Below are 26406 nucleotides of genomic sequence, written 5' to 3' on the forward strand. Positions count from 1 at the left end.
TGTTGGTCAAAAGTCCGCCGGCGTCTCCATCAGCATTTGCCTGAACTCCTGCAACGGCAGTGGTCGGCTGTGCAGGTAGCCCTGGTACAGGTGGCACCCCAACTTTTCCAGAAACTCCAGTTGCTCGGTCAGCTCGACCCCCTCGGCGATCACCGCCAGGTCCAGGCTGCGGGCCATGGCCACGATAGCGCGGACGATCTCGGCATCGTTCGGGTCGATCGGGGCGTCACGCACGAAGGTCTGGTCGATCTTCAGCGCATCCACCGGCAGGCGCTTGAGGTAGGTCAGCGATGAATAGCCGGTGCCGAAATCGTCCATCGCGAAGCTCACGCCGAAGCGCTTGAGTTCGCGCATCTTGTTGATGGTGTCTTCCAGGTTCTGGATGACGATCCCTTCGGTGATCTCAAGTGTGAGTAGGCGACGTGGCAGGCGGTAGTCGTCCAGGCTGCGCAGCACCCGTTCGACGAAGTCGTTCTGGCGGAACTGGCGTGGGCTGATGTTCACGCACAGGCTGAAATCGTCGACGTCGATCAGCCCGTCCGCAAGCAGGCGGGCACAGGCGTCGCAGGCTTCATCGAGGATCCAGGAGCCAACTTCGAGGATCAGGCCGCTTTCTTCGAGTACCTGAATGAACTGCCCAGGCGGCTGCTGGCCCAATTGTGGATGCTGCCAGCGCAGCAGCACTTCGGCGCCGACGATGCGGTTCTCCCGGGCGTCCACTTGGGGCTGGAAGTGCAAGGCCAGTTCACCCCGGGCAAGCGCCAGGCGCAGGTCGCTTTCCATGCGCAGGCGCTCACTGGCGGCTTTCTGCATGGTGGTGTGGAACAGCTCGGTGGTGTTGCGCCCCGAGTCCTTGGCGCGGTATAGGGCGATGTCGGCGCGTTTGAGCAGATCGGCGGGGGTCGTGCCGTGGTCGGGGATCAATGCCACGCCGATGCTCGGCGTCACTTGCAGGCGCTGGCCATCCAGCGACATGGGTTCGGCCAACAGCTCGCGCAGGGTATCGGCAAGTTCCCGGACCTTGCTCTCCACCAGCTCGCGGCTGCCCTCCAGGCCACTGAGCAACACCACGAACTCATCGCCGCCCAGCCGTGCCACCGTGTCCTCCAGGCGCACGCTGGCTTCCAGGCGTGCGGTGATGATCTTCAACACCGTGTCGCCTACCGGGTGGCCGAGCGAATCGTTGATGTGCTTGAAATGGTCAAGGTCCAGGAACAGCAGGGCGCCACGCAGGTTGTGGCGCTTGAGCAGCGCGATCTGCTGGCTCAGGCGGTCCATGAGCAAGGCGCGATTGGGCAGGTTGGTCAGCGGGTCGTGGTAGGCCAGATGACGGATCTGCGCTTGCGCGTTCTTGAGCAGGCTGACGTCCCGGGCGGTTAGCAGCAAGCAGTCGGTTTCGTTGAGGCTGATAGGTTCCACCGACACTTCCACGGTGAGAATGTCGCCGCGCTTGTTGCGCCCGAGCATCTCTCGATGGTGCACCCGGCCCTGCTCGCGCAGTTCGTTGAGCAAGGCGGTGCGCTGTTTGCTGTCGGCCCAGATACCGAGGTCGTATACCGTCTGGCCTACCACCTCGCTGGCGCTGTAGCCGGTCAGGCGGCTGAAACCGTCGTTGACCTCCAGATAGCGGCCGCTCTGGCGCTCAGTGATGGTGATGGCGTCGGGGCTGGAGTGGAAGGCCTTGGCGAATTTCTCCTCGCTGGCCTTGAGCGCCGCTTCGGCGCGTTGCTGTTGGGTGATGTCGCGCAGCGTGGTGACGCTGCAGGGCTGATTGTCGACCGTGATCAGGCGGCTGGAGATTACGCATGTCAGCGGCGTGCCATTGCGGTGGTTGACCCCGACCGCCACATTGCTCAGGGCCTGGTCGCGGATCACCCGTTCGATACGCTGGGCGCGTGCCGACGATTCGACCCATAACCCCAGCTCCTCGGCGGTACGGCCAAGCACTTGCTCGGGGCTCCAGCCAAAGGTCTGGCTGAAGGCGGGGTTGATCTCGATAAACTGGCCGGAGTCCTGGTGGGTGACGCAGATTGGGTCGGGGCTGACCTGGAACAGGCTGGCGAACTTCTCTTCCGAGGCGCTCAGGCGCTGCTCGCGCTCTACCTGGTCGGTGATGTCGAGCAGCGTCCCGGCCATGCGCAAGGGGTTGCCTTGCTCGTCGCGGTACAGCCGGGCGCGGCTTTCGATATAGCGCGAGCCGCCGTTTTCCAACTCTACCCGGTAGGTGATCTGGTAGTTGCCCGCCGGCCCCTCGCGCAAGCTGCGATAGGCGTGGCGCATGGCGTCGCGCTCGTGTTCGGGCACGCCTTCGAAGAAGGCGTCGAACGACTCGTGGAAGGGGATCGGATCAAGGCCGTGCAGCTGGGCCGCACGGGCCGATCCATACAGCATGCCGCTGGGGATGTGCCAGTCCCAGGTACCCAGCTGGGCCGAGTCCAATGCCAGGTCCAGGCGTTCCTGGCTGTCCTTGAGTGCCTGTTCGGCGCGCTTGCGCTCAGTGGTGTCGACGAAGGTGCTGATCAGGTACGTGACGCCTTCCAGCTCGATACCCTGAGTGCACAGGATGCCGTCATGGACCCTGCCGCTGCTGGCGCGGAACTGCACCTCCATGATCAGCGGGCCGTTACCCGCGCGCGTGGCCTCCAGTACGTGGCGGCGCTGCTCGGGGTTGACCCATAGACCCAGTTCGATGCTGGTCTTGTCCACGACGTAAGAGCCCGGCCAGCCGAACGTGTCCTCGAAGTGCTGGTTGACTTCGATGATCAGACCGTCGTGGCGACGGGTCAGCAAGATCGCGTTGGGGCTGAGGTGGAAGAGGGTGGCGAAGCGCTTTTCCGAGTTGATCAGGGCGGTTTCCCGCTCGCGTTGGCGGCTGATCTCGCGGATCACGCCGATCATCTGGCGCCGGCCGTGGGCATCGAAGGTCAGGCTGCCATTGATTTCAAGCCAATGCATGCTGCCGTCGGGCCAGCGGATGCGATGGCGCATGGCCTGCTCGACCGGTTCGCCGTTGACCACCGCCTGGAACGCCTGGCGGGTCCGCGCGCGGTCCTCTTCTGGCAATAGCTCCAGGTAGTCCACGTCGCTGGGCAGCGGCTTGTGCGGGTCGAAGCCAAACAGCGCCTGGGTTCCCCGTGACCAGCTGACCCTACCGGTATCGATGTCCCACAGCCAGGCGCCCAGATGCGCACCATTGAGCGCGGCGAGCAACTGCGGGGCATTCTGCCAGGCCTGTTCCGACTCCTGAGGATCGACCGCTGGGATACGCGGCAGACGCGGAAAGCGGTTTGCTGATTTGGGCATCTGTACCAGACCTTTGGCGGATGACGCGTCCCTGGCTTTGTGCGAAAGGCCGGCGTTGAACGGCCATTTGGCACAAATCCTCGTAGTTGAATGCCGTACTGACGAACGCTCAGGTAGACCCTGCATGGCTATCGAGCAGGGCCATGAAGGCCCTGGCCGCGTTCGATAGCGTGCGCTCGGTATGCAGAATGTAGCCTAGCTGGCGCGACAGCTGTATGCCGGGCAAGGCGATGGGCGCCACCTGTTCATCCAGCATAGTACGTGGCAGCACACTCCACGCCAGGCCTATGGAGACCATCATCTTGATGGTCTCCAGGTAGTTGGTACTCATGGCGATGTTGGGCGTCAGGCCTTGGCTTTCGAACAGGCGCTGGACGATGTGGTGGGTGAAGGTGTTACCGCCGGGAAAAACCGCCGGATGGCGCGCCACGTCCGCCAGGTTGACGTGCCCGTTGCTCGCCAGTGGATGCTCGGGGGCGGCGACGAAATCCAGGGCGTCTTCCCACACTGCGGTGGCCTTGATCAGATGGTGAGGTTCCGGCGCCAGGGTAATAACGGCAATTTCTGCGCGGCCATGCAGGATTTCGTCGTAGGCGGCTTCTGAATCCAGGAACTGAATATCCAGCGCCACGGCCGGGTATTGGCGGGTGAACGCCCGGAGTACGGGAGGCAGGCGGTGCAGGCCGATGTGGTGACTGGTGGCCAGGGTCAGTCTACCGCTCACCTCTCCAGTCAGATTGGTCAGTGCGCGGCGGGTATCATCGAGCACATTGAGAATCTGGTACGCGCGTGGCAGCAGGGCTCGACCGGCCTCAGTCAGGGTCACTTCACGGCCCAGGCGATCGAACAGGCGAACGTCCAGTTGCTGCTCAAGGCCGGCGATGCGTTTACTGATGGCCGGTTGGGTCAGGTGCAGGCGCTCCCCGGCACCGGAAAAGCTGCCGGTCTCGGCGATGGCGATAAAAGCACTCAGGTTGGCCAGGTCCATGGTTCGAATTCCTGATGGTTATGCAAAGCATGAAAATTATGAATTTGAGTTATTCAATCTATCGCCATAGCATCGTCCGTACAAGCCAAGGGGTCTTTGGCATAGAAAGACGCTGATGAGGAACAGTCTAATGGCTGGCAAAACGCTCTACGACAAACTCTGGGATGCTCACGAGGTCAAGCGCCGCGACGACGGCTCCTCGTTGATCTACATCGACCGCCATATCATCCACGAGGTCACCTCGCCCCAGGCCTTCGAGGGCCTGCGCCTGGCCAACCGTAAGCCGTGGCGCATCGATACCAACATCGCCACCCCCGACCACAACGTACCGACCACGCCAGAGCGCAAGGGCGGCATCGAGGCCATCGTCGACCAGGTATCGCGCCTGCAAGTGCAGACCCTCGATGAGAACTGTGACGAATACGGCATCGTCGAATTCAAGATGAATGACGAGCGCCAGGGTATCGTTCACGTCATCAGCCCTGAGCAGGGTGCTACCTTGCCGGGCATGACCGTGGTCTGTGGCGACTCGCACACCTCTACCCACGGCGCCTTCGGTGCGCTGGCCCACGGCATTGGCACCTCCGAGGTCGAGCACGTGCTCGCGACCCAGTGCCTGGTCGCCAAGAAAATGAAGAACATGTTGGTACGCGTCGAGGGCAGCTTGTCCGCCGGCGTCACCGCCAAAGACATCGTGCTCGCCGTGATCGGCAAGATCGGCACCGCTGGCGGCAACGGCCATGCCATGGAATTCGCTGGTAGCGCGATCCGCGAGCTGTCGATGGAAGGCCGCATGACCATCTGCAACATGTCCATCGAAGCCGGCGCCCGTGTGGGGCTGGTGGCAACCGATGCGACCACCGTTGCCTATGTCCAAGGCCGCCCCTATGCGCCGAAGGGCGAGCAGTGGGCGCGTGCGGTCGAGTCGTGGAAAGACCTGGTGTCCGACCCAGACGCTGTGTTCGATACCGTGGTCGAGCTGGACGCTGCGCAGATCAAACCGCAAGTCAGCTGGGGCACGTCGCCTGAAATGGTGCTGGCCGTTGACCAGCGCGTGCCGGATCCGGCTGCCGAGGCTGACCTGATCAAGCGTGGCTCGATCGAGCGCGCCTTGAAGTACATGGGCTTGAGTGCCAACCAGGCGATTACCGATATCCGTCTGGATCGCGTGTTCATTGGTTCGTGCACCAACTCGCGGATCGAAGACCTGCGTGCCGCCGCCGAGATCGCCAAGGGGCGCAAGGTGGCCGCCAGCGTCAAGCAAGCCATCGTCGTGCCGGGCTCGGGCTTGGTCAAGGCGCAGGCCGAGCGTGAAGGCCTGGACAAGATCTTCCTCGAAGCCGGCTTCGAATGGCGTGAGCCTGGTTGCTCCATGTGCCTGGCCATGAACCCGGATCGCCTGGAGAGCGGAGAGCACTGCGCCTCGACCTCCAACCGCAACTTCGAAGGCCGTCAAGGCGCCGGTGGTCGTACCCATCTGGTCAGCCCGGCCATGGCTGCGGCTGCCGCCGTGACCGGCCACTTCATCGATGTCCGCGAGTTGATCCAAGGGAGCGCAGCATGAAAGCCTTCACCCAGCACATCGGCCTGGTCGCCCCGTTGGATCGTGCCAACGTCGACACCGACCAGATCATCCCCAAGCAATTTTTGAAGTCGATCAAGCGTACCGGTTTCGGTCCGAATCTGTTCGACGAGTGGCGCTACCTTGACGTTGGCCAGCCTTACCAGGACAACAGCAAGCGCCCATTGAACGAAGAGTTCGTGCTCAACCACGCGCGTTATCAAGGCGCCAGCGTGTTGCTGGCCCGTGAGAACTTCGGCTGCGGTTCGAGCCGCGAGCACGCCCCGTGGGCGCTGGACGAATACGGCTTCCGTAGCGTGATCGCGCCGAGCTTCGCCGACATCTTCTTCAACAACAGCTTCAAGAACGGCCTGCTGCCGATCATCCTCGATGCCGCCGAGGTGGACGAGTTGTTCAAGCAAGTCGAGGCCAACCCAGGCTACCAGCTGACCATCGACCTCGAAGCCCAGGCGGTGACCCGTCCGGACGGTAAGGTGCTGAAGTTCGAGATCGACGCCTTCCGCAAGCACTGCCTGCTCAACGGCTTGGACGATATCGGCCTGACCCTGCAAGACAGCGACGCGATCAAGGCGTTCGAGGGCAAGCACCGCGCCAGCCAGCCGTGGCTGTTCCGTGATGCCTGAAGTCTGTAGATGATTGTTCCGGCCTCTTTGCGGGCTTGCCCGTGAAGGGGTCGGACTGGCTAGCAACTTTTTAAAGGATTGACCCCATGACCCGCACTACCCACACCGATGTGGTCCAGCGCCAGTTCGGCGAACAGGCCAGTGCCTACCTCAGCAGCACCGTGCACGCCGAGGGCCGTGAGTTCGCCCTGTTGCAGGACGCGCTGGCCGAGCAGCGCGAGGCCCGCGTGCTGGACCTGGGCTGTGGTGCTGGCCATGTGAGTTTCCACGTCGCCCCGCTGGTCGCTGAAGTGGTGGCCTACGACCTGTCGCAATCGATGCTGGATGTGGTAGCCGCTGCGGCAAATGCGCGCGGCCTGGCCAATATCCGTACCGAGCACGGTGCCGCAGAGCGCTTGCCATTCGACGAGGGAACTTTCGACTTCGTCTTCAGCCGTTATTCGGCGCACCATTGGAGCGACCTGGGTCTTGCCCTGCGCGAGGTGCGCCGGGTGCTCAAGCCTGGCGGGGTGGCTGCGTTCATCGACGTGATGTCGCCGGGCAGCCCACTGCTCGACACCTATTTGCAGAGCGTCGAGGTGCTGCGCGACACCAGCCATGTGCGCGACTATAGCGCCGCCGAATGGCAGCGCCAGGTCAGCGAAGCTGGCCTGCACGTGCGCAGCCACACCCGTCAGCGCCTGCGCCTTGAATGGAACTCCTGGGTGGCGCGTATGCGCACGCCAGAGCCGCTGTGCGTGGCCATTCGCCAGTTGCAGCAAGCCATGGGCGAGGAAGTACGGCAGTATTACCAGATCGAAGCCGACGGCTCGTTCAGCACCGATGTGCTGGTGTTGTGGGCTGAGCGTTGATTGTTTACGGCGTGGCGCAACCTGCCACGCCGCTTGAATGAATAGAGGAAAGCATGAGCAAGCAGATTCTGATTCTCCCAGGTGATGGCATCGGCCCGGAAATCATGGCCGAGGCGGTCAAGGTGCTGGAACTGGCCAATGACAAGTTCCAGCTCGGTTTCAGCCTGGCCCATGACGTGATCGGCGGTGCTGCCATCGACAAGCACGGTGTACCACTGGCCGACGAAACCCTTGAGCGCGCGCGCCAGGCCGATGCCGTGCTGCTGGGCGCCGTGGGTGGCCCGAAATGGGACAAGATCGAGCGCGACATCCGCCCGGAGCGCGGCCTGCTGAAAATCCGTTCGCAGTTGGGCCTGTTCGCCAACCTGCGTCCGGCCATTCTCTATCCACAACTGGCCGACGCTTCGTCGCTCAAGCCGGAAATCGTTGCGGGCCTGGATATTCTGATCGTCCGTGAGCTGACTGGCGGCATCTACTTCGGCGCCCCACGTGGCCAGCGCGAGCTGGAAGGCGGCGAGCGTCAGGCTTATGACACCCTGCCGTACAGCGAAAGCGAAGTGCGCCGCATTGCCCGCGTCGGCTTCGACATGGCCCGTGTGCGTGGCAAGAAGCTGTGCTCGGTGGACAAGGCCAACGTCCTGGCCTCCAGCCAGCTGTGGCGTGAAGTGGTCGAGGAAGTGGCCAAGGACTACCCGGATGTTGAGCTCAGCCACATGTACGTCGACAACGCCGCCATGCAGTTGGTGCGTGCACCGAAGCAGTTCGACGTGGTGGTGACCGACAACATGTTCGGCGACATTCTGTCGGACGAAGCCTCCATGCTTACCGGTTCGATCGGCATGCTGCCGTCGGCCTCGCTGGATGCCGACAACAAGGGCATGTACGAGCCATGCCACGGTTCGGCGCCGGATATCGCAGGGCTTGGCATCGCCAACCCGCTGGCGACCATCCTGTCGGTATCGATGATGCTGCGCTACAGCTTCAACCAGCAAGCCGCGGCCGACGCCATCGAGAAGGCGGTAAGCCTGGTGTTGGACCAGGGGCTGCGCACGGGCGACATCTTCTCGGAAGGTTGCCGCAAGGTCGGAACGCAGGAAATGGGCGACGCAGTAGTCGCAGCGCTGCGGAATCTGTAATCTCTCTGGCCCGCTACCAAAAACTCCCGGTAGCGGCCCACTTTTTAGTAAAGGTGTAGTTGCGATGAAACGTGTAGGTCTGATCGGTTGGCGTGGAATGGTCGGTTCCGTGCTCATGCAGCGTATGCTCGAAGAGCAGGACTTCGACCTGATCGAGCCGGTGTTCTTCACCACCTCCAACGTGGGTGGCCAGGGTCCGAACGTGGGCAAGGACATTGCGCCGCTCAAGGATGCCTACAACATTGAAGAGCTAAAGACCCTCGACGTCATTCTGACCTGCCAGGGCGGCGACTACACCAATGAAGTCTTCCCCAAGCTGCGCGAAGCCGGCTGGCAGGGCTACTGGATCGACGCTGCCTCGTCGCTGCGCATGCAGGATGACGCGGTCATCGTGCTCGACCCTGTCAACCGCAAGGTCATCGATCAGCAGCTCGACGCCGGTACCAAGAACTACATCGGCGGCAACTGCACCGTCAGCCTGATGCTGATGGGCCTGGGTGGCTTGTTCGAAGCGGGTCTGGTGGAGTGGATGAGCGCCATGACCTACCAGGCGGCCTCCGGTGCCGGTGCGCAGAACATGCGTGAGCTGATCAAGCAGATGGGCGCGACCCACGCCGCGGTGGCTGACGATCTGGCCAACCCGGCCAGCGCCATCCTCGACATCGATCGCAAGGTGGCCGAAACCATGCGTGGCGAGGCGTTCCCAACCGAGAACTTTGGTGTTCCACTGGCCGGTAGCCTGATCCCGTGGATCGACAAGGAACTGCCGAACGGCCAGAGCCGCGAAGAGTGGAAGGCCCAGGCCGAGACCAACAAGATTCTTGGTCGCTTCAAGAGCCCGATCCCGGTGGATGGTATCTGCGTGCGCATCGGTGCCATGCGTTGCCACAGCCAGGCCCTGACCATCAAGCTGAACAAGGATGTACCGCTGGCCGATATCGAGGGGCTGATCAGCCAGCACAACCCTTGGGTCAAGCTGGTGCCGAACCAGCGTGAAATCAGTATGCAGGAACTGACCCCGACCAAGGTGACCGGTACGCTGAATATCCCGGTTGGCCGTCTGCGTAAGCTGAACATGGGCTCGCAGTACCTGGGTGCCTTCACCGTGGGCGACCAGTTGCTGTGGGGCGCTGCCGAGCCGCTGCGTCGGATGCTGCGGATCCTGCTGGAGCGTTGATTGCGCAGGTTCAAGTATTGATGCGAGAAAACCCGTGCCTTTAAAGAGGTACGGGTTTTTTATTGGGCGGGGTTTTGTGTTCGTTTGGCGTGCAAGGAACGCATCCAGGCCGCTGAGCGAATACAATCGTTACCCAACCCTATCCCCCTCCCCACATTCCAAGTAAAGTGCCGCACCCCGCCGCAAGCCCCCTGTAGCAGAAGGAGCCATCCCATGACCTCAGCACTCGACATCGCCGTAGTAGGCGCCACTGGCAGCGTAGGTGAAACCCTGGTGCAGATTCTTGAGGAACTGTCGTTCCCGGTCGCCACCTTGCACCTGCTGGCAAGCATGGAGTCGGCGGGCAGTAGCGTCATGTTCGCGGGCAAGAAACTCAAGGTTCGCGAAGTGGACAGCTTCGATTTCAGCCAGGTGAAGCTGGTGTTCTTCGCCGCCAGTGCAGCCGTCAGCCGCAGCTTCGCGTCTAAGGCGCACGAAGCTGGCTGTACCGTCATTGACCTGTCTGGCGCGCTGGAAAACGCAATCGCACTGGTCCCGGAAGCCAACGGCCAGCGCATCGCCGAACTGCCCCAGCCTGCGCTGATCACCAGCCCCTGTGCAGGCGCTGTGGCCCTGGCCGTGGCTTTGGCGCCGCTCAAGGGGCTGGTGCAGATCGAGCGTTTGCAGGTCAATGCCTGTCTGGCGGTCTCGGCCCAAGGTCGCGAGGGCGTTAGCGAGCTCGCTCGCCAGACCGCCGAGCTGCTCAACGCGCGCCCGCTTGAGCCGCGCTTTTTCGACCGCCAGATGGCTTTCAACCTGCTGGCACAGGTCGGCGCCGCCGACGAGCAGGGACATACGCTGGTCGAACAACGTCTGGTGGGCGAGTTGCGACAGCTGCTGGAGATGCCGCAATTGAAGATTTCCGTGACCTGTATTCAAGTACCGGTGTTTTTCGGCGATAGCTTCAGTGTGGCGTTGCAGAGCACTTGCCCGGTCGACTTGCAGGCCGTCAATGACGCTCTGGACGGCGCTGATAGCATCGAACGGGTCGAGCCGGGTGATTATCCGACGCCTGTAGGGGACGCAGTGGGTCAGGACGTGGTCTATGTTGGTCGTGTACGACGTGGTATCGACGAGGCTGAACAGCTCAACCTCTGGCTGACCACCGACAATGTGCGCAAGGGGGCGGCGCTCAACGCCGTGCAGGTGGCGCAATTGTTGATAAAACACATGGCGTAAAAGATACTGGCCAGCAATTTTGTCCTACACCGCAACAGGGTTTTTGGGACGATTCATACAAGGGAAGAGTTCATGCTTCGAATTCGCAAACTGGTTCTGGCTGTCGCGGCCGCCTCGGCGTTGTCGTCGGGTGTCGCCAACGCCCTGGGGTTGGGGGAGCTGACCCTGAAGTCGGCGCAGAACCAGCCGCTGGATGCCGAGATCGAACTGCTCGACGTGCGCGACCTCAAGGCCGCCGAAATGTCGCCCAGCCTGGCGTCGCCGGAAGATTTCGCCAGGGCTGGCGTCCCACTTCCGACCTACCTCGAAGACCTGACCTTCACTCCGGTGATCAACCCCAACGGCCGCAGTGTGCTGCGGGTCACCTCGAGCAAGCCGCTAGCGGAACCGGTGGTCAAGTTCCTGGTGCAGGTCATGTGGCCCCAGGGCCGCCTGTTGCGCGACTACAGCGTGTTGCTCGACCAGGCCCAGGCTCAGGCCGACCAGCCGACGCGCGCCGCGATCAACCCCGCGGTGAGTGCCGGGCGCTATACCACCAAGCGCCGTGACACCCTCTGGCAGATTGCTGCGCGCAACACCCACGGCGGCTCGGTCCAACAGACCATGCTGGCGATCCAGGCGCTCAACCCGGACGCCTTCATTGGCAACAACATCAACCAGTTGAAGGTCGGCCAGGTCCTGCGCCTGCCCGACCAGCAGCAGATCCAGAGCATCTCTCGGCCAGAGGCCAATCGTGAAGTGGCCGAGCAGTATGCGGCCTGGCGTGAAGGTCGCCGCCTCGGCCCGCGAGCTCGGCAGCTCGATGCGACCCGACGTGGCGAGGCCGGCAGTGCGCCAGCGCGTATCGCCCAGGGTGACAACTTGCGCCTGGTGTCGCCTGGCGGCAAGGGCGCGGTCGGTGATGCACGTGCGTTGAACGACAAGCTGGCGGTGGCCCAGGAAAGCCTAGACACCAGCCGTCGTGACAACGAAGAACTCAAGAGCCGCATGACCGACCTGCAGAGTCAGTTGGACAAGCTGCAGCGCCTGATCGAAATGAAAAACGATCAGCTGGCGCGTCTCGAAGCCCAGGCAGCAGCGCCCCAGCCTGCGCCTGCAGCAACGCCGCCGGTGGAGTCGGTAGCACCAGCCCAGCCTGCAATCGATGCGCAATTGACCCCCGCTGAGCCTGCGGCAGCACCTGCTCCGGCGGCGGTCGATACGGCACCGGCTGCCAGTGAAGCCCCTGCTAGCCAGGAACAGGGCGTGCTCGACCAGATATTGGGCAACCCGCTGTTGCTGGGTCTTATCGCAGGTTCCGCGTTCCTCGTGCTGTTGCTGCTGCTCTTGCTCCTTGCGCGCAAGCGCAAGGCCCAGCAAGAAGCCGAGAAACACCTGCGCATGGCCCGGGCGTTGTCCGAGGAGGGTGAGCGCGCGCCGGATCTGGATCTGCCTGCGGACAGTTTCGATGGCCTGGACGTCTCGGCGCCCAGCGTGACCCTGTCGCCTGCCGTGGTGGCCGCATCGGCCGCTGCTGCTGCGGCAGCCGAAAAACCTGCGCCGGTCGCCGAGCCGGCAGCGCCGTTCGTCGATCCGCGCGCAGCGCTACTGGCCGAAGTCGATGAGAGTCTGGCACGCGGTCGTTTGAACCACGCTGCCGACCTGCTGGAAGCGGCGGTGGCGTCCGATCCTCAGCGCAGCGACTTGCGCTTGAAGCTGATGGAGGTCTACGCCCGCCAGGGGGATCAGGACGCCTTCGCAGGCCAGGAGCGCAAGCTGGCGCCGAACGAGCAGAATCAAGCCGAAGTGGCCGCGCTCAAAGAGCGCTTCCCAGCCATGCTGGGTGTGGCTGCGGTTGCAGCCGGTGCCGCCGCTTCCGGGCTCGACGAGGAGTTCGTCCAGGCGTTGCTTCAAGAGCCTGCCCAGGACGCGCCTGCGCCTGTGGTCGAGCCGCAGCCTGAGCCTGAGGTGCAGCCTGAGCCCGATGCACTCGCGGGCGTCGAGCCCGAGCCGGTTGCGCAGAGCGCTGATGACGACTTGGACGGTGCCTTCGACCTGAGCCTGGACGATGACTTGCCGCTGGACGATCCGCTGGATCTGCCTGTGCTCGAAGAGGCTGCGCCGATCAAGCCGCAGCCTGCGTCCGACACCGCCGCGCCAGTCGCTCAAACCGATGCGGACGACGATTTCGAAGCGTTGCTCGCGCAAGCCCAAGCCCAGACGCCAGAGCCTCAAGTACTCGATGACCTGGCCGATTTCGACTTGGACATCGCCGAGCCCGCGGCCGCTGCCAGCAACGAGGAGGCGCCCGTGGACGTTGCCGCGGAGCTGGCCGCGTTCGAAGCCATGCCGGCATTCGATCCGATTTCCGAGCTGGAGCTGCCTGAGGATTTCGACCTGTCGTTGTCGCTGGATGACAGCTCGCCAGCCGACCAGCAGTTCGCTTCGGAGCTCGATGGCGTCAATGCCGAGCTGGACAAGCTGTCGTCGGACCTCGACGTGCCTTCCGCGCAGCCGCAGTTCACCGCAGAAGACGCTGCATTGGAGCCCGAGCCGCTGGACGATCTGGACTTCGACTTCTTCTCGGGGACCGATGAGGTGGCCACCAAGTTGGATCTGGCCCGGGCCTACATCGACATGGGCGATCACCAAGGGGCTCGCGACATCCTCGACGAAGTGGTCAAGGATGGCGACCACATCCAGCGCCAGGAAGCCAGCGACATGCTCTCGCGCCTGGTCTGAGGCTGCCTCAGGGCTGAGCCCGTTCCTGGCAGGTGGCTCGCAGTCGCCTGGGGGCGGGTTGAGCCGCGAAGAGGTCGGCACAGGCAGCACGCACCTTACGGCAGCCCACCCAGGCTGCCGTTGCCGTTATAATCCCGGCCGTTTCGTATCAGCTCACAGGTTTTCCTCTCTTGGACATCATCGACACCGCCGCCGAATCGGCTGCCGAAGGCTACGCTCGTATCGCCCTGGGCGTGGAATACAAAGGCTCGCGCTACCGTGGCTGGCAGCGCCAGTCCAGTGGCGTGCCCAGTGTGCAGCAGGCATTGGAAGAGGCGTTGTCGAAGGTGGCCAACGAGCCGATCAGCGTGATCTGCGCCGGGCGCACTGACGCCGGCGTGCATGGCAGTGGACAGATCGTGCATTTCGATACCCGTGCGGTGCGCGACGAGCGGGCCTGGACCCTGGGCAGCAACTTCAACTTGCCGCATGACATCAGCGTGGTCTGGTCACGGCCGATGCCGGCGCATTTTCATGCGCGCTTCAAGGCCACCGCGCGGCGCTACCGCTACGTGATCTACAACGACCCGATCCGCCCGGCGCACCTGGCCGAAGAGGTGACCTGGAATCATCGCCCGCTGGACGTCGAGCGCATGGCCCTGGCCGCGCGAGACCTGCTGGGCACCCACGACTTCAGCGCCTTCCGGGCCAGCCAGTGCCAGGCCAAGTCGCCGATCAAGCATATCCATCACCTGCGTGTCACTCGCCATGGCCAGATGATCGTGCTGGACGTGCGGGCCACCGCGTTCCTGCACCATATGGTGCGCAACATTGCTGGCGTGCTGATGGCCATCGGTGCGGGTGAGCGCCCGGTGCAGTGGGCTCGTGAGGTGCTGGAGGGGCGCAACCGCCGCGAGGGTGGGGTGACAGCGCATCCCTATGGCCTGTACCTGGTGCAGGTGGAATATCCCGAGGAGTTCGCCTTGCCCCAGCGTTACATCGGCCCACACTTTCTCACCGGCTACGAAGCCTTGGGCAACTGACGGGGGGGCTGGCCTTTGCTAACATCCGCCCCTTCACCGATCAAAGGATCCCCGTCCATGAGCACCGTGCGCAGCAAGATCTGCGGGATTACCCGTATCGAAGATGCCCTGGCCGCCGCCGAAGCGGGCGCTGATGCCATTGGCTTTGTCTTCTACGCCAAAAGCCCACGGGCGGTGGATGTACGCCAGGCCCGCGCGATCATGGCTGAGCTGCCACCGTTCGTGACCTGCGTAGGCTTGTTCGTCAATGCCTCGCGCTGCGAGCTTAACGAGATCCTCGAAGCGGTTCCCCTGGACCTGCTACAGTTCCACGGCGATGAAACCCCAGCCGACTGCGAGGGCTATCATCGGCCCTGGATCAAGGCCTTGCGGGTGCGTCCAGGCGACGACCTGGAGGCTGCTTGCCAGCGCTACGCCGGTGCCCGCGGCATTCTGCTCGACACCTACGTGCCTGGTGTGCCAGGTGGAACCGGCGAAGCCTTCGACTGGTCGTTGGTGCCGGCAAGGCTGAGCAAGCCCATCATCCTTGCCGGGGGGCTTTCAGCCGACAACGTCGCCCAGGCCATTGCCCAGGTACGCCCGTATGCAGTGGATGTGAGCGGCGGCGTGGAATACGCCAAGGGCATCAAGGATGCCGCCAAGATCGAGGCCTTCATGCGGGCGGTGAGGCAGGCATGAGTGTGGATGTGACGGCTGGCCGCGCGCCATCGTCCATAGGTTTCGCAGCCCGATGCTGCCAGGTAGCGCCTGTGCAGGGTGTCGGCGTAACTATTGAAGGTGGGGCGGTACGTTGCCAGCGCATGGCCGGCCCATCGTCGTTTCGAAGCAGAATTTGAGCTCAAGGGCAGGGGCGGGCAGGCAACGCCTCCCGCCGGCCAATACTGGAGAAAGAAAGCATGAGCAACTGGTTGGTAGACAAACTGATCCCTTCGATCATGCGTTCCGAGGTGAAGAAGAGTTCGGTACCTGAAGGGTTGTGGCACAAGTGCCCGTCCTGCGAGGCCGTGCTGTACCGTCCGGAGCTGGAAAAGACCCTCGATGTCTGCCCTAAGTGCAACCACCACATGCGCATCGGCGCGCGTGCGCGCATCGACATCTTCCTCGACGAGCACGGCCGTGCCGAACTGGGTGCCGACCTGGAACCGGTCGACCGCCTGAAGTTCCGTGATGGCAAGAAGTACAAGGATCGCCTGAGCGCAGCGCAGAAGCAGACCGGCGAAAAAGATGCCCTGATTTCCATGAGCGGCACCCTGATGGGCCTGCCTGTGGTCGTCAGCGCGTTCGAGTTCTCGTTCATGGGCGGTTCGATGGGTGCCATCGTCGGTGAGCGCTTCGTGCGCGCGGCCAACTACGCCCTCGAACACCGTTGCCCGATGATCTGCTTCTCCGCCTCGGGCGGTGCGCGCATGCAGGAAGCGCTGATCTCGCTGATGCAGATGGCCAAGACCTCGGCGGTACTGGCGCGCCTGCGTGAAGAAGGCATTCCGTTCATCTCGGTACTGACCGACCCGGTCTATGGCGGTGTTTCTGCAAGCCTGGCGATGCTCGGTGACGTGATCGTCGGTGAGCCGAAGGCACTGATCGGTTTCGCAGGCCCGCGCGTGATCGAGCAGACCGTACGCGAGAAACTGCCGGAAGGCTTCCAGCGTAGCGAGTTCCTGCTGGAACACGGTGCTATCGACCTGATCATCCCGCGTGGCGAACTGCGCGTGCGTCTGGCGCGCCTGCTGGCGCAGATGACCGGCCAAGCCACACCGGACGAAGCCAAAGAGCTCGCTCCGGTCGCGTGATGAACCAGCGCAGCCTGGGCGACTGGCTCGCCTACCTCGAACAGCTGCACCCCTCGGCCATCGACATGGGCCTTGCGCGCTCGCAACAGGTGCTCGCGCGCCTGGCGTTGGGCGCCCTGGCGCCGCGTGTGGTGACCGTCACCGGGACCAATGGCAAGGGCTCGACCTGTGCTTTCGTAGCCGCGCTGATGCGTGCGCAGGGGCTCAAGGTTGGGGTGTACAGCTCGCCGCACTTGCTGCGCTACAACGAACGGGTGCTCATCGATGGCGTCGAAGCCAGCGATGAGCAACTGTGCGAGGCGTTTGCTGCCGTCGAGGCGGCGCGCGGTGAAATCTCGCTGACCTATTTTGAAATGGGCACCCTGGCGGCGTTCTGGCTGTTCAAGCAGTCGGCGCTCGATGCCGTGGTGCTCGAGGTAGGGCTGGGTGGCCGACTGGATGCGGTCAACTTGGTGGATGCCGATGTTTCGCTGGTGACCAGCATCGGTGTCGATCACGCCGACTATCTGGGGGATACCCGCGAGTCGGTGGCCTTCGAGAAGGCCGGTATCTTCCGCCAGGGCAAACCGGCCCTGTGTGGCGACCTGGATCCGCCGCAGCCATTGCTGGACAAAGTGCGCGAGCTGGGCTGCCCGTTCTTCCTGCGCGGTCGCGATTTTGACCTGTCGAACACCGACCAGTACTGGCAGTGGCGCGGTACCGCGCCTGACGGTACGCAGGTCGAGCTGCATGACCTGCCGCTGCTCGACCTGCCGATGGAAAACGCGGCGCTCGCCTTGCAGGCCTTCCTGCTCACGGGGCTGGCGTGGGATGCAGGGCAGGTTCGCCAGGCGCTACTTGATACACGTATCACCGGTCGCCTCGACCGGCGCGTGGCGCAGTTCGCTGGCAAGCCTGTCGAGTTGCTGCTCGACGTCGGTCACAACCCGCATGCTGCTGAGTACCTGGCGCGCCGCTTGGCTGCGCGTGCGCCCAAGGGGCGGCGTCTTGCCGTGTTCGGCCTGCTTGCCGACAAGGACCTTGAGGGTGTGATCGCACCGCTGCAGGGCTTGGTCGATGACTGGGCGGTGGCGCCTTTGGGCACAGCGCGTAGCCGTCCTGCATGCGAGCTTGAGCAGGCGCTGGCGAACCTCGGTGCGACGGTGAAGTCCTATGTCAGCGTCGGTGCTGCGCTTGAAGCGCAGTGCACGCAGGCGACGGCGGATGACCAGGTCTTGCTGTTCGGTTCGTTCTTCTGTGTCGGCGAGGCCCTGGCCTGGCTTGAGCGGCATGTCCCCGAGGATGGAGTAGATGGCAGTGCTGGATAAAGGGATCAAACAGCGTATGGTCGGTGCGCTGGTGCTGGTGGCGCTGGCGGTGATCTTCCTGCCGATGCTGTTCACCCGCGAAGACGAGATGCGCCAGGTGCGCGTCGAGGCGCCGCAAGCGCCGGCCATGCCGAGCCTGCCGCAGGTGCAGGTTGAACCTGTCCAGGTGCCGGAGCCGCAACCGTTGCCTGATCAGGCAGAGCAAGCGCCAGTGGTGGTGAATGAGTCCAGCGCGCCGGTGAGCGCCCCGAGCCAGCCCATCACGCCGTCGCCGCAGGTTCAGGCGCCTGTGCAGCCCAAGCCGCAGACCCCGGTGCCAACGCCCAAGGTTGAGCAGCCGCCTGCGTCTGCGCCAGCCCCGACGCTTGCGACGCCTGCCCCGGCGGCAAAGCCGACGGCTGCTTCGAAGATCGATGCCAATGGCCTGCCGGTCAGCTGGTCGATCCAGCTTGCCAGCCTGTCCAATCGTACCGGCGCCGAAAACTTGCAAAAGACGCTGCGCAGCCAAGGCTACAATGCCTATATCCGTTCGGCGGGTGGCATGAATCGGGTATATGTCGGGCCGCTGATCGAGCGAGCCGAGGCCGAGCGCCTGCGTGATGTGATCAATCGTCAGCAGAACCTCAAGGGTATCGTGGTGCGTTTCCAGCCCGAGCGCGGCTGATATCCATGCTTGGGCACGCCCACGCCAGTGCTGGTGGTTTATCGCCGTGCACGTGGGGTGGGCGGCACGGCCTGCTGGCTCAAAGCTGTCCCCTGGGTCAGGCTGCAGCCCTTCAACGACGTGACATTCCGCTTACCCCAAGGCCTGCGCTCTGCTAAAATGCGCCGCCTCAAACGTCGGCAGGCAGCACCGTGGCATTTACCTGGGTTGATTGGGCGATCATCGCGATCATCGCCGTTTCCTCACTGATCAGTCTCAAGCGCGGCTTCGTCAAGGAAGCCTTGTCCCTGCTCATCTGGATTGTCGCCGGTGCGGTTGCCTGGATGTTCGGCGGTTCGCTTGCGCAGTATCTGGAAAGCTACATCCAGACGCCATCGGCCCGGGTCATCGCCGGCTGCGCCATTCTTTTCGTCGCCACCTTGCTGGTGGGGGCGATGCTCAATTTCCTCATCGGCGAGCTGATTCGCGTGACCGGGTTGTCCGGCACCGATCGCTTTCTCGGCATGGCCTTCGGCGCTGCCCGCGGTGGGCTGCTGGTGGTGGTGGCCGTCGGGCTGCTGAGCCTGGGGCCGGTACAACAGGATCCGTGGTGGCAGGAGTCTCGCCTGATACCACAATTTTTATTGGTGGCCGACTGGTCGAAGAACCTCATACTCGGGTTCACCGGCCAGTGGATGTCCAATGCGGTCAGCGCACCTGCTGACCTTCCGTTCAAGGAACAGTTGCTCGGGCCTCTCAAGCCCTGAGCGCTTTTCACTCAAGTTTCATCAAAGTAGGGGTTGCGTCGCATGTGTGGCATCGTCGGTATCGTCGGTAAGTCGAACGTCAATCAGGCGCTGTATGACGCGCTTACGGTCCTCCAGCACCGCGGCCAGGACGCTGCCGGTATCGTGACCAGCCATGACGGCCGGTTGTTCCTGCGCAAGGATAACGGCTTGGTGCGCGACGTCTTCCAGCAGCGCCACATGCAGCGCCTGGTGGGCAACATCGGCATCGGCCACGTGCGCTACCCGACCGCAGGTAGCTCCACCTCGGCCGAAGCACAGCCGTTCTATGTCAACTCGCCATACGGCATCACCCTGGCGCACAACGGTAACCTGACCAACGTCGAGCAGTTGGCCAAGGAGATCTACGAGTCCGACCTGCGTCACGTCAACACCAACTCCGACTCCGAAGTGCTGCTGAACGTGTTCGCCCACGAGTTGGCAGTACGCGGCAAGTTGCAGCCCACCGAAGAGGACGTGTTCGCGGCGGTTTCCCACGTGCACAGCCGCTGCGTGGGTGGCTACGCCGTGGTCGCGATGGTTACCGGCTACGGCATCGTCGGCTTCCGTGACCCCAACGGCATTCGCCCGGTGGTGTTCGGCCAGCGTCACACCGACGAGGGCGTTGAGTACATGATCGCCTCGGAAAGCGTGGCGCTCGACGTGCTTGGCTTCACCCTGATCCGCGACCTGGCGCCGGGCGAGGCGGTGTACATCACCGAGGACGGCCAACTGTACACCAAACAGTGCGCGACCAATCCACAGCTCAAGCCGTGCATCTTCGAGCACGTCTACCTGGCCCGCCCGGACTCGATCATGGACGGTGTGTCGGTATACAAGGCGCGTCTGCGCATGGGTGAGAAGCTGGCCGACAAGATCATGCGCGAGCGCCCCGAGCACGACATCGACGTGGTCATCCCGATCCCGGACACCAGCCGTACCGCTGCGCTGGAGCTGGCCAACCACCTGGGCGTGAAGTTCCGTGAAGGCTTCGTCAAGAACCGCTACATCGGCCGTACCTTCATCATGCCCGGCCAGGCGGCGCGCAAGAAATCCGTACGCCAGAAACTCAACGCCATCGAGCTGGAGTTCCGCGGCAAGAACGTGATGCTGGTGGACGACTCGATCGTACGCGGCACGACCTGCAAGCAGATCATCCAGATGGCCCGCGAAGCCGGTGCCAAGAACGTCTACTTCTGCTCCGCAGCCCCTGCGGTGCGCTACCCCAACGTCTACGGCATCGACATGCCGAGCGCTCACGAACTGATCGCCCACAACCGCACCACCGAACAGGTGGCCGAGTTGATTGGCGCCGACTGGCTGGTCTACCAGGACCTGCCAGACCTGATCGAATCGGTCGGTGGCGGCAAGATCAAGATCGAGCAATTCGATTGCGCGGTGTTTAACGGTGAGTACGTCACCGGCGACATCGATGAGGCCTACCTGAACCGCATCGAACAGGCCCGTAACGACCTGGCGAAGGTCAAGACCCAGGCTGTCAGCGCGATCATCGACCTCTACAACAACTGATTTGGGAGCGACGGCATGACGGATCAATGGGATGCCGGACGACTGGACAGTGACCTCGAGGGTGTCGGTTTCGACACCCTGGCGGTGCGCGCCGGTCAGAACCGTACACCGGAGGGCGAGCACAGCGAGGCGCTGTTCCTGACCTCCAGCTATGTCTTCCGCACGGCCGCCGACGCGGCTGCGCGCTTTGCGGGCGAAACGCCGGGCAACGTCTACTCGCGCTACACCAACCCTAGCGTGCGCGCCTTCGAGGAGCGCCTGGCGGCCATGGAAGGCGCCGAGCAGGCCGTGGGCACCTCCACCGGTATGGCGGCGATCCTTGCGGTGGTCATGTCGCTGTGCAGCGTTGGCGACCACGTGCTGGTGTCGCAGAGCGTGTTCGGCTCGACCATCAGCCTGTTCGAGAAATACTTCAAGCGTTTCGGTGTGCAGGTGGACTATGTGCCGCTGGTCGACTTGAGCGGTTGGGAAAAAGCCATCAAGGCCAACACCAAGCTCTTGATCGTCGAGTCGCCGTCCAACCCGCTGGCTGAGCTGGTGGATATCCGCGCGCTGTCCGAAATCGCCCACGCCCGTGGCGCGATGCTGGTGGTGGACAATTGCTTCAGCACCCCGGCCTTGCAGCAACCACTCAAGCTGGGTGCCGACATCGTGTTCCATTCGGCAACCAAGTTCATCGATGGTCAGGGCCGTTGCATGGGTGGCGTGGTCGCCGGTCGTGCCGAGCAGATGAAGGAAGTCGTGGGCTTCTTGCGTACCGCAGGCCCGACGCTCAGCCCGTTCAACGCCTGGATCTTCACCAAAGGCCTGGAAACCCTGAAGCTGCGCATGCGTGCGCACTGTCAGAGCGCCCAAGCCCTGGCCGAATGGCTGGAGCAGCAGGATGGCGTGGAGAAGGTTCACTATGCCGGCCTGCCAAGCCATCCGCAGCACGAGCTTGCCAAGCGCCAGATGAGCGGTTTCGGCGCGGTGGTCAGCTTCGAGGTCAAGGGCGGCAAAGAGGGCGCCTGGCGCTTCATCGACGCCACTCGGGTGATCTCCATCACCACTAACCTGGGCGACAGCAAGACCACCATCGCTCACCCGGCCACCACCTCGCATGGCCGTCTGTCGCCCCAGGAGCGTGAAGCGGCGGGTATCCGTGACAGCCTCATCCGCGTCGCAGTCGGCTTGGAAGACGTAGCTGACCTGCAAGCCGACCTCGCGCGCGGTCTGGCAGCGCTGTGATCGACTGGACAGGTGGCGAGCCGGGCCATAACGGCCGGGTGGCCCTGGTTACCGGTGCCGCGCGCGGCATCGGTCTAGGCATCGCTGCCTGGTTGATCTGCGAGGGCTGGCAGGTGGTGCTGAGCGATCTTGATCGCCAGCGTGGCAGCAAAGTGGCTAAGGCGCTGGGTGATAACGCTTGGTTCATCGCCATGGATGTAGCCGATGAAGCGCAAGTCAGTGCCGGGGTGTCCGAAGTGCTGGGGCAATTCGGTCGCCTGGATGCCTTGGTGTGCAATGCGGCCATCGCCAATCCGCATAACCAGACGCTCGAGAGTCTGTCGCTTACCCAGTGGAACCGCGTGCTGGCGGTCAACCTCAGTGGACCGATGCTGTTGGCCAAGCATTGCGCACCGTACCTGCGTGCCCACGGCGGGGCCATCGTCAACCTTGCCTCGACCCGTTCCCGACAATCGGAGCCGGACACCGAGGCGTATGCAGCGAGCAAGGGTGGTCTGGTGGCCTTGACCCACGCCTTGGCCATGAGCCTGGGCCCGGAGATCCGCGTCAACGCGGTGAGCCCTGGGTGGATCGATGCGCGCGATCCGTCGCAGCGTCGCGCAGAGCCCTTGAGCGACGCCGATCATGCCCAGCACCCGACGGGCAGGGTAGGGACGGTGGAAGACGTGGCGGCGATGGTGGCCTGGTTGCTGTCGCGCCAGGCGGGGTTTGTCACCGGCCAGGAGTTCGTGGTCGATGGCGGCATGACGCGCAAGATGATTTACACCTGAGTGGTAAGCAACAAGTAACAAGCTGCAAGAAGGGACCGCGAGGTCCCTTCGTCGTTTCAAGCGCTGATGTGTCGGTGTGGGGCCCCCGGCTTTTGCTTGGTGCTTGCTGCTCGAAGCTTGCCACTGCTTTTTGATCTTTTTTAAAAAAACTTCAATGGGGCTATTGACTTAGCATCGGTACCTGCGTAAATTTCGCGGCCTCAGCGAAGCAAACGCAACAAGCAACATCGCGGGGGTGATTAGCTCAGCCGGGAGAGCATCTGCCTTACAAGCAGAGGGTCGGCGGTTCGATCCCGTCATCACCCACCACTTCCTGAGACGTTCCTGGTTCAAGTGTTTCGAAAGAAGCAAATTGGCAGAGAGGAACAGGACGCAAGTCCAACTATGCGCGGCGGTAGTTCAGTCGGTTAGAATACCGGCCTGTCACGCCGGGGGTCGCGGGTTCGAGTCCCGTCCGCCGCGCCATTTTATCCAGATGGGTGCTTGCACCGGTCTGAGGCCGAAAGGCCAGATCCCAGTTTCAATCAGGCGCGAGCCTGAACGATACGCAGCGGTAGTTCAGTCGGTTAGAATACCGGCCTGTCACGCCGGGGGTCGCGGGTTCGAGTCCCGTCCGCTGCGCCATCTTCTGCATCAAGCCCCTTGAACAGCTTGAAGCAAACCAGAAAAGGCGATTGAAAGTCGCCTTTTTTGTGTCTGGCTTTCGCGATTCATCGCTTGAAAGCTCAGATCCCAGTTTCATTCGGGTGCAAGCCCGAGCGATACGCAGCGGTAGTTCAGTCGGTTAGAATACCGGCCTGTCACGCCGGGGGTCGCGGGTTCGAGTCCCGTCCGCTGCGCCATCTTTTGCTTCGAGTCCCTTGAACAGCTCGAAGCGTCTTGAAAAGCGACCTTAGGGTCGCTTTTTTAGTTTGTGGCCGATCATAACCTGAAGTTACCAATCAGACCCTTCAGTTCGCGTCCCAATCCCTCCAATTCGGCCGAGGCGTCTTCGACTTGTCGGGTCGCGCTCAGCGAGCGCTCGGCCACATCCCGCACGCTTTGCACATTGCGATGAATCGTCAGAACCACCGCATTTTGCTGCTCGGTGCTGGCAGCGATCTGCTGGTTCATGCCTTGGATATCGTCCACGCTGGTGGTAATGACCTGTAGCGCTTCGCTGGCCTGATTGGCCAGGGTCACGGTGGTACAGGCCACGTTGCGACTGCCCTGCATGCGCTGTACGGCATGTCGGGCGCTGTCCTGAAGTGATGCCACCAGGGTTTCTATTTCGGCAGTGGCGTTCTGCGTGCGCTGGGCCAGGCTGCGCACTTCGTCGGCTACCACCGCGAAGCCGCGTCCCGCATCGCCCGCGCGAGCGGCTTCGATGGCTGCGTTGAGTGCCAGCAGGTTGGTCTGCTCGGCCACTGACTGGATCACCGTGGTGATACTGCTGATCTGTTCGGTAGAACTCGACAGCTGTTGCACCGCATCGGCGCTGCTTTCGATATCCCGTGCCAATTGGTCGATCTGTTGCTGCGCAGCGCATACAACCTGATGGCTGAGGTTGGCCTTGTCAGTCGCCTGGCGTGTGGCCTCACTGGCTTGCGAACTATTCTGCGCCACTTCCTGTACGGCAGTGGCCATCTGCCCCATGGCCGCCGCGACCTGGGCGGTTTCGGCTTGCTGGGTAGCGACGCCGTTACTGGTATGTTCGATGACACCGGTCAAGGCGCTGGCTGACGCCGACAGGCGCGCGCTGACCTGATCCATCTGTTGCAGGATGCCGCGCAGATTCTCGCCGCTGCGCGCCAGTGCTTGCAGCAGTTGGCCGAATTCATCGCGGCGTGGCGACAGCTCGCACGCGCTCAGGTTGCCTTCGCCGATGCGTCGGGCCATGTCCAGGGCCTGTTGCAGCGGCTGGCCTATCTGGCGGATCAGCATCCAGGCCGCCAGCCCAGCCAGCAGCAGCCCTGCGCACAGCATGCCGATCATCATGCGCGAGCGCTGCTGGAGTTCGCGGGCGCTGCGCGCGTTCTGCTCGCTGATCAGCAGGTTGACCTGCTCGATGGCCTTGAGTACCTGCTCGGTCAATTGCCTGCCTCGCGGGCCTGCCAATTGCGTGAGGCCTGCTTCGAGGTTTTCCGCATAGCGGTCCATGATCTGGCGGATGGCCGGCAGGCTAGCCTGTGCCTGGGGGTAAGGCATCTTGGCCAGGTTTTCATCGATCAGGTCGTTCATGCGCCGATGCGCCTTGCGCAGCACGCCGAGTTCTGCCGGGTCTGCGTTCAGTGCATACGCCATTTGGGCCGCGCGGATGTCGTTGAGGTCGTCGAGTATGTAGTTCACCGAGACCAGGCGTTCGGCGCGATGGGTGAGGGTCTTCAAGCTGTGCACGCCGGTGAGTGCCAGGAGCGCTGTGACCAGCAGCAATGGCGTCAGGCTCAACAGGAGTTTTTGACGGACGGGGCGGTGTTTCATCTCGTGGCTCCTTGGATTCGAGCTGGGGGCTCAAGTCTATTCAGGAAATCCCGAGTGTTCGGTCAGACCGTCCATACATATTGTGTGGGATTGTTCGCATTCAGTTGTGGGAATAGTCGTCAATGTTGGGCCATCTTTTAATCTGACTTTACATGAACCTTGCAGCTTGAAGGTTTCAGTGCCTTGTGGATGTGTTGCACAATAGGCGCCGTTCGATTTACCCCGGAATTCACGATGTCCAGATCATCCTTTTATGGTGCGCTCGGGCTGGCCCTGGTGCTGGCGGGCGTGTCGGGTTGCGCTTCGAAAAAGCCCGCCATCTACGAGCACGAGAACTTCGACGACTCGGGCACGTTCTCGCGCAGTTTTTCGGTCAGTGAGGCCGGCTCTTGCGAGGCGGCGCGCCGTGCGCTGCTCAGCCAGGGCTATATCATCACCAGCGCCGATGCCAACCAGGTAGCCGGTAACAAGAGCTTCCAGCAGAACGCCGAAAACCACATCCAGATCAGCTTCAACATCACCTGCGTGCCCGACATGAGCGACAAGCAGCGCTCGACCATGTTCGCCAACGCGCTGCAGGATCGCTACGCCCTGAAAAAGTCCAATACCTCGGCCAGCCTGGGGGTTGGCGTGCTCGGCTCGGTGTCGATGCCAATCGGCTCTACCGACGATTCGATGGTCAAGGTGGCCAGCGAGACCGTGTCGGCGCCGCAGTTCTATGACCGCTACTTCGCGCTGGTCGAAAGTTACCTGCCAAAACCGAAGAAGGTCAAAAAAGCCGATGCTCCCGCCGAGCCGCCGAAGGTTGAGCAGCCCGCCCAGGATCTGGGCCTGCCTGAGCCTGCCCCTGCGTCGCTGACGCCGTCTGCGCCGGTTGCGCTCAGCGCACCAGAGGCGGCGGTCGCGGCTCCAGCGGCTCCAGAGAGCGCTGCGCCTGCCGTGGCAGTGCCGGCCAGTGAAGCGCCCGCAGCGCCGGTGGTCGATGACAGTCAGGGCTCGCAACCGATCGCGCCGCCCGCTGAGGCAGCGCCGATCCAGGTACAGCAGCAGGCACCTGAGGCCGAGCAGGCGCCAGCGTCGCTGTAATAGGTCGATAACTGCCTGAGCGGCTGCTACGTTTATCCATCAGGGCCTGTCATCAAGCCGTCACTCACCTGACATAGGGTGGCGGTCAGACCCATGAACGATGAGCGAAGAAAGAGGACACAGGCCAATGGACGACTATCAGGAAGAATTGTTGGAATTCCAGGCGTACGAGCTGGACACCCCGGAA

The 26406-nt window shown here is 63.0% G+C and carries 20 protein-coding genes, 4 tRNA genes and 1 pseudogene; 21 read left to right on the forward strand and 4 right to left on the reverse strand.

Translation table 11 applies throughout. The features are described from left to right. Positions 1-6 precede the first annotated feature (6 nt). Together ACNFIC_RS14405 and ACNFIC_RS14410 are read right to left on the reverse strand one after the other, a co-directional pair. Positions 7-3303 (reverse strand): PAS domain S-box protein, encoded by a 3297-nt coding sequence (locus tag ACNFIC_RS14405; RefSeq protein ID WP_416781263.1) that lies wholly within the window; start codon positions 3301-3303, stop codon positions 7-9. A 109-nt stretch (positions 3304-3412) separates the two neighbouring features. Further along, positions 3413-4291, reverse strand: a complete 879-nt coding sequence (locus ACNFIC_RS14410) for a LysR family transcriptional regulator (protein ID WP_138221322.1) — start codon at positions 4289-4291, stop codon at positions 3413-3415. Positions 4292-4421: 130 nt separating this feature from the next. Here ACNFIC_RS14410 and leuC point away from each other — a divergent pair, with 130 nt between their 5' ends. The 20 genes from leuC to ACNFIC_RS14510 all read left to right on the forward strand — a co-directional run bounded on the left by leuC (position 4422) and on the right by ACNFIC_RS14510 (position 23515). Then, on the forward strand, positions 4422-5855 hold the full coding sequence (leuC, locus tag ACNFIC_RS14415; protein ID WP_138221323.1) for a 3-isopropylmalate dehydratase large subunit: 1434 nt from the start codon (positions 4422-4424) through the stop codon (positions 5853-5855). Beyond that, complete coding sequence (gene leuD, locus ACNFIC_RS14420) at positions 5852-6496, forward strand: 3-isopropylmalate dehydratase small subunit (protein ID WP_138221324.1); 645 nt, start codon at positions 5852-5854, stop codon at positions 6494-6496. The genes leuC and leuD overlap by 4 nt, the downstream gene beginning before the upstream one ends. Before the next feature lie 86 nt (positions 6497-6582). After that, a complete protein-coding gene (locus tag ACNFIC_RS14425; RefSeq protein WP_416781264.1) occupies positions 6583-7347 on the forward strand; it encodes a class I SAM-dependent methyltransferase in 765 nt (254 codons plus the stop codon). A 53-nt stretch (positions 7348-7400) separates the two neighbouring features. After that, positions 7401-8483, forward strand: a complete 1083-nt coding sequence (gene leuB / locus ACNFIC_RS14430) for a 3-isopropylmalate dehydrogenase (protein WP_138221326.1) — start codon at positions 7401-7403, stop codon at positions 8481-8483. Between the two features lie 64 nt (positions 8484-8547). Beyond that, positions 8548-9660, forward strand: a complete 1113-nt coding sequence (asd, locus tag ACNFIC_RS14435; protein ID WP_138221327.1) for an aspartate-semialdehyde dehydrogenase — start codon at positions 8548-8550, stop codon at positions 9658-9660. Positions 9661-9873: 213 nt separating this feature from the next. Next, complete coding sequence (locus tag ACNFIC_RS14440; RefSeq protein WP_416781265.1) at positions 9874-10878, forward strand: aspartate-semialdehyde dehydrogenase; 1005 nt, start codon at positions 9874-9876, stop codon at positions 10876-10878. Positions 10879-10950: 72 nt separating this feature from the next. Continuing rightward, positions 10951-13599, forward strand: coding sequence for a FimV/HubP family polar landmark protein (locus ACNFIC_RS14445; RefSeq protein ID WP_416781266.1), 2649 nt, complete (start codon positions 10951-10953; stop codon positions 13597-13599). Positions 13600-13769: 170 nt separating this feature from the next. Beyond that, positions 13770-14621: a tRNA pseudouridine(38-40) synthase TruA gene (gene truA, locus ACNFIC_RS14450; RefSeq protein ID WP_138221330.1), complete on the forward strand. Its 852-nt coding sequence runs from the start codon at positions 13770-13772 to the stop codon at positions 14619-14621. A gap of 57 nt (positions 14622-14678) precedes the next feature. Then, entirely contained in the window at positions 14679-15299 is a 621-nt protein-coding gene (locus tag ACNFIC_RS14455) for a phosphoribosylanthranilate isomerase (RefSeq protein WP_138221331.1), read from the forward strand. 218 nt (positions 15300-15517) lie between these two features. Beyond that, positions 15518-16411 (forward strand): acetyl-CoA carboxylase, carboxyltransferase subunit beta, encoded by an 894-nt coding sequence (gene accD, locus ACNFIC_RS14460; RefSeq protein WP_138221332.1) that lies wholly within the window; start codon positions 15518-15520, stop codon positions 16409-16411. Further along, positions 16411-17718 carry a bifunctional tetrahydrofolate synthase/dihydrofolate synthase gene (gene folC / locus ACNFIC_RS14465; protein ID WP_138221333.1) on the forward strand — a complete coding sequence of 436 codons (1308 nt, stop codon included), beginning with the start codon at positions 16411-16413 and terminating at the stop codon, positions 17716-17718. The genes accD and folC overlap by 1 nt, the downstream gene beginning before the upstream one ends. Then, on the forward strand, positions 17702-18382 hold the full coding sequence (locus ACNFIC_RS14470; RefSeq protein ID WP_138221334.1) for an SPOR domain-containing protein: 681 nt from the start codon (positions 17702-17704) through the stop codon (positions 18380-18382). Before folC ends, ACNFIC_RS14470 begins: the two co-directional genes overlap by 17 nt. Positions 18383-18573: 191 nt before the next feature. Then, positions 18574-19128, forward strand: a complete 555-nt coding sequence (locus tag ACNFIC_RS14475; RefSeq protein WP_138221335.1) for a CvpA family protein — start codon at positions 18574-18576, stop codon at positions 19126-19128. 42 nt (positions 19129-19170) lie between these two features. After that, the gene (gene purF, locus ACNFIC_RS14480; protein ID WP_138221336.1) at positions 19171-20676 is read left to right on the forward strand and encodes an amidophosphoribosyltransferase; all 1506 of its coding nucleotides are present in this window, start codon (positions 19171-19173) and stop codon (positions 20674-20676) included. Between the two features lie 15 nt (positions 20677-20691). After that, positions 20692-21903 (forward strand): O-succinylhomoserine sulfhydrylase, encoded by a 1212-nt coding sequence (locus ACNFIC_RS14485; protein WP_416781267.1) that lies wholly within the window; start codon positions 20692-20694, stop codon positions 21901-21903. Continuing rightward, positions 21900-22673: an SDR family oxidoreductase gene (locus tag ACNFIC_RS14490; protein ID WP_416781268.1), complete on the forward strand. Its 774-nt coding sequence runs from the start codon at positions 21900-21902 to the stop codon at positions 22671-22673. Before ACNFIC_RS14485 ends, ACNFIC_RS14490 begins: the two co-directional genes overlap by 4 nt. Before the next feature lie 233 nt (positions 22674-22906). After that, positions 22907-22982, forward strand: a tRNA-Val gene (locus ACNFIC_RS14495). Between the two features lie 79 nt (positions 22983-23061). Then, positions 23062-23138: transfer RNA gene (locus ACNFIC_RS14500), tRNA-Asp, on the forward strand. An 82-nt stretch (positions 23139-23220) separates the two neighbouring features. Next, positions 23221-23297 (forward strand) — tRNA-Asp (locus tag ACNFIC_RS14505). Positions 23298-23438: 141 nt separating this feature from the next. Further along, positions 23439-23515, forward strand: a tRNA-Asp gene (locus tag ACNFIC_RS14510). Between the two features lie 79 nt (positions 23516-23594). Here the strand turns inward: ACNFIC_RS14510 and ACNFIC_RS14515 are convergent. Further along, complete coding sequence (locus ACNFIC_RS14515; RefSeq protein ID WP_416781377.1) at positions 23595-24425, reverse strand: methyl-accepting chemotaxis protein; 831 nt, start codon at positions 24423-24425, stop codon at positions 23595-23597. A 27-nt stretch (positions 24426-24452) separates the two neighbouring features. Beyond that, positions 24453-25133: pseudogene (locus ACNFIC_RS14520) on the reverse strand (methyl-accepting chemotaxis protein); the annotation flags it as partial. Between the two features lie 234 nt (positions 25134-25367). Between ACNFIC_RS14520 and ACNFIC_RS14525 the strand changes: the two are divergent. After that, positions 25368-26219 (forward strand): DUF2242 domain-containing protein, encoded by an 852-nt coding sequence (locus ACNFIC_RS14525; protein ID WP_138221340.1) that lies wholly within the window; start codon positions 25368-25370, stop codon positions 26217-26219. Positions 26220-26406 lie beyond the last annotated feature (187 nt).

This window comes from Pseudomonas sp. NY15463 (assembly GCF_048068415.1).
Taxonomy (GTDB): domain Bacteria; phylum Pseudomonadota; class Gammaproteobacteria; order Pseudomonadales; family Pseudomonadaceae; genus Aquipseudomonas; species Aquipseudomonas mosselii_C.

Coding starts and splice junctions, on each gene's coding strand:
- ACNFIC_RS14455 (WP_138221331.1), top strand. CDS start 14,679: ATGAGCACCGTGCGCAGCAAGATCTGCGGGATTACCCGTATCGAAGAT.
- ACNFIC_RS14425 (WP_416781264.1), top strand. CDS start 6,583: ATGACCCGCACTACCCACACCGATGTGGTCCAGCGCCAGTTCGGCGAA.
- accD (WP_138221332.1), top strand. CDS start 15,518: ATGAGCAACTGGTTGGTAGACAAACTGATCCCTTCGATCATGCGTTCC.
- ACNFIC_RS14525 (WP_138221340.1), top strand. CDS start 25,368: ATGTCCAGATCATCCTTTTATGGTGCGCTCGGGCTGGCCCTGGTGCTG.
- ACNFIC_RS14485 (WP_416781267.1), top strand. CDS start 20,692: ATGACGGATCAATGGGATGCCGGACGACTGGACAGTGACCTCGAGGGT.
- leuD (WP_138221324.1), top strand. CDS start 5,852: ATGAAAGCCTTCACCCAGCACATCGGCCTGGTCGCCCCGTTGGATCGT.
- ACNFIC_RS14440 (WP_416781265.1), top strand. CDS start 9,874: ATGACCTCAGCACTCGACATCGCCGTAGTAGGCGCCACTGGCAGCGTA.
- ACNFIC_RS14405 (WP_416781263.1), bottom strand. CDS start 3,303: ATGCCCAAATCAGCAAACCGCTTTCCGCGTCTGCCGCGTATCCCAGCG.
- leuC (WP_138221323.1), top strand. CDS start 4,422: ATGGCTGGCAAAACGCTCTACGACAAACTCTGGGATGCTCACGAGGTC.
- ACNFIC_RS14410 (WP_138221322.1), bottom strand. CDS start 4,291: ATGGACCTGGCCAACCTGAGTGCTTTTATCGCCATCGCCGAGACCGGC.
- ACNFIC_RS14515 (WP_416781377.1), bottom strand. CDS start 24,425: ATGGATCAGGTCAGCGCGCGCCTGTCGGCGTCAGCCAGCGCCTTGACC.
- ACNFIC_RS14470 (WP_138221334.1), top strand. CDS start 17,702: ATGGCAGTGCTGGATAAAGGGATCAAACAGCGTATGGTCGGTGCGCTG.
- asd (WP_138221327.1), top strand. CDS start 8,548: ATGAAACGTGTAGGTCTGATCGGTTGGCGTGGAATGGTCGGTTCCGTG.
- purF (WP_138221336.1), top strand. CDS start 19,171: ATGTGTGGCATCGTCGGTATCGTCGGTAAGTCGAACGTCAATCAGGCG.
- leuB (WP_138221326.1), top strand. CDS start 7,401: ATGAGCAAGCAGATTCTGATTCTCCCAGGTGATGGCATCGGCCCGGAA.
- folC (WP_138221333.1), top strand. CDS start 16,411: ATGAACCAGCGCAGCCTGGGCGACTGGCTCGCCTACCTCGAACAGCTG.
- ACNFIC_RS14445 (WP_416781266.1), top strand. CDS start 10,951: ATGCTTCGAATTCGCAAACTGGTTCTGGCTGTCGCGGCCGCCTCGGCG.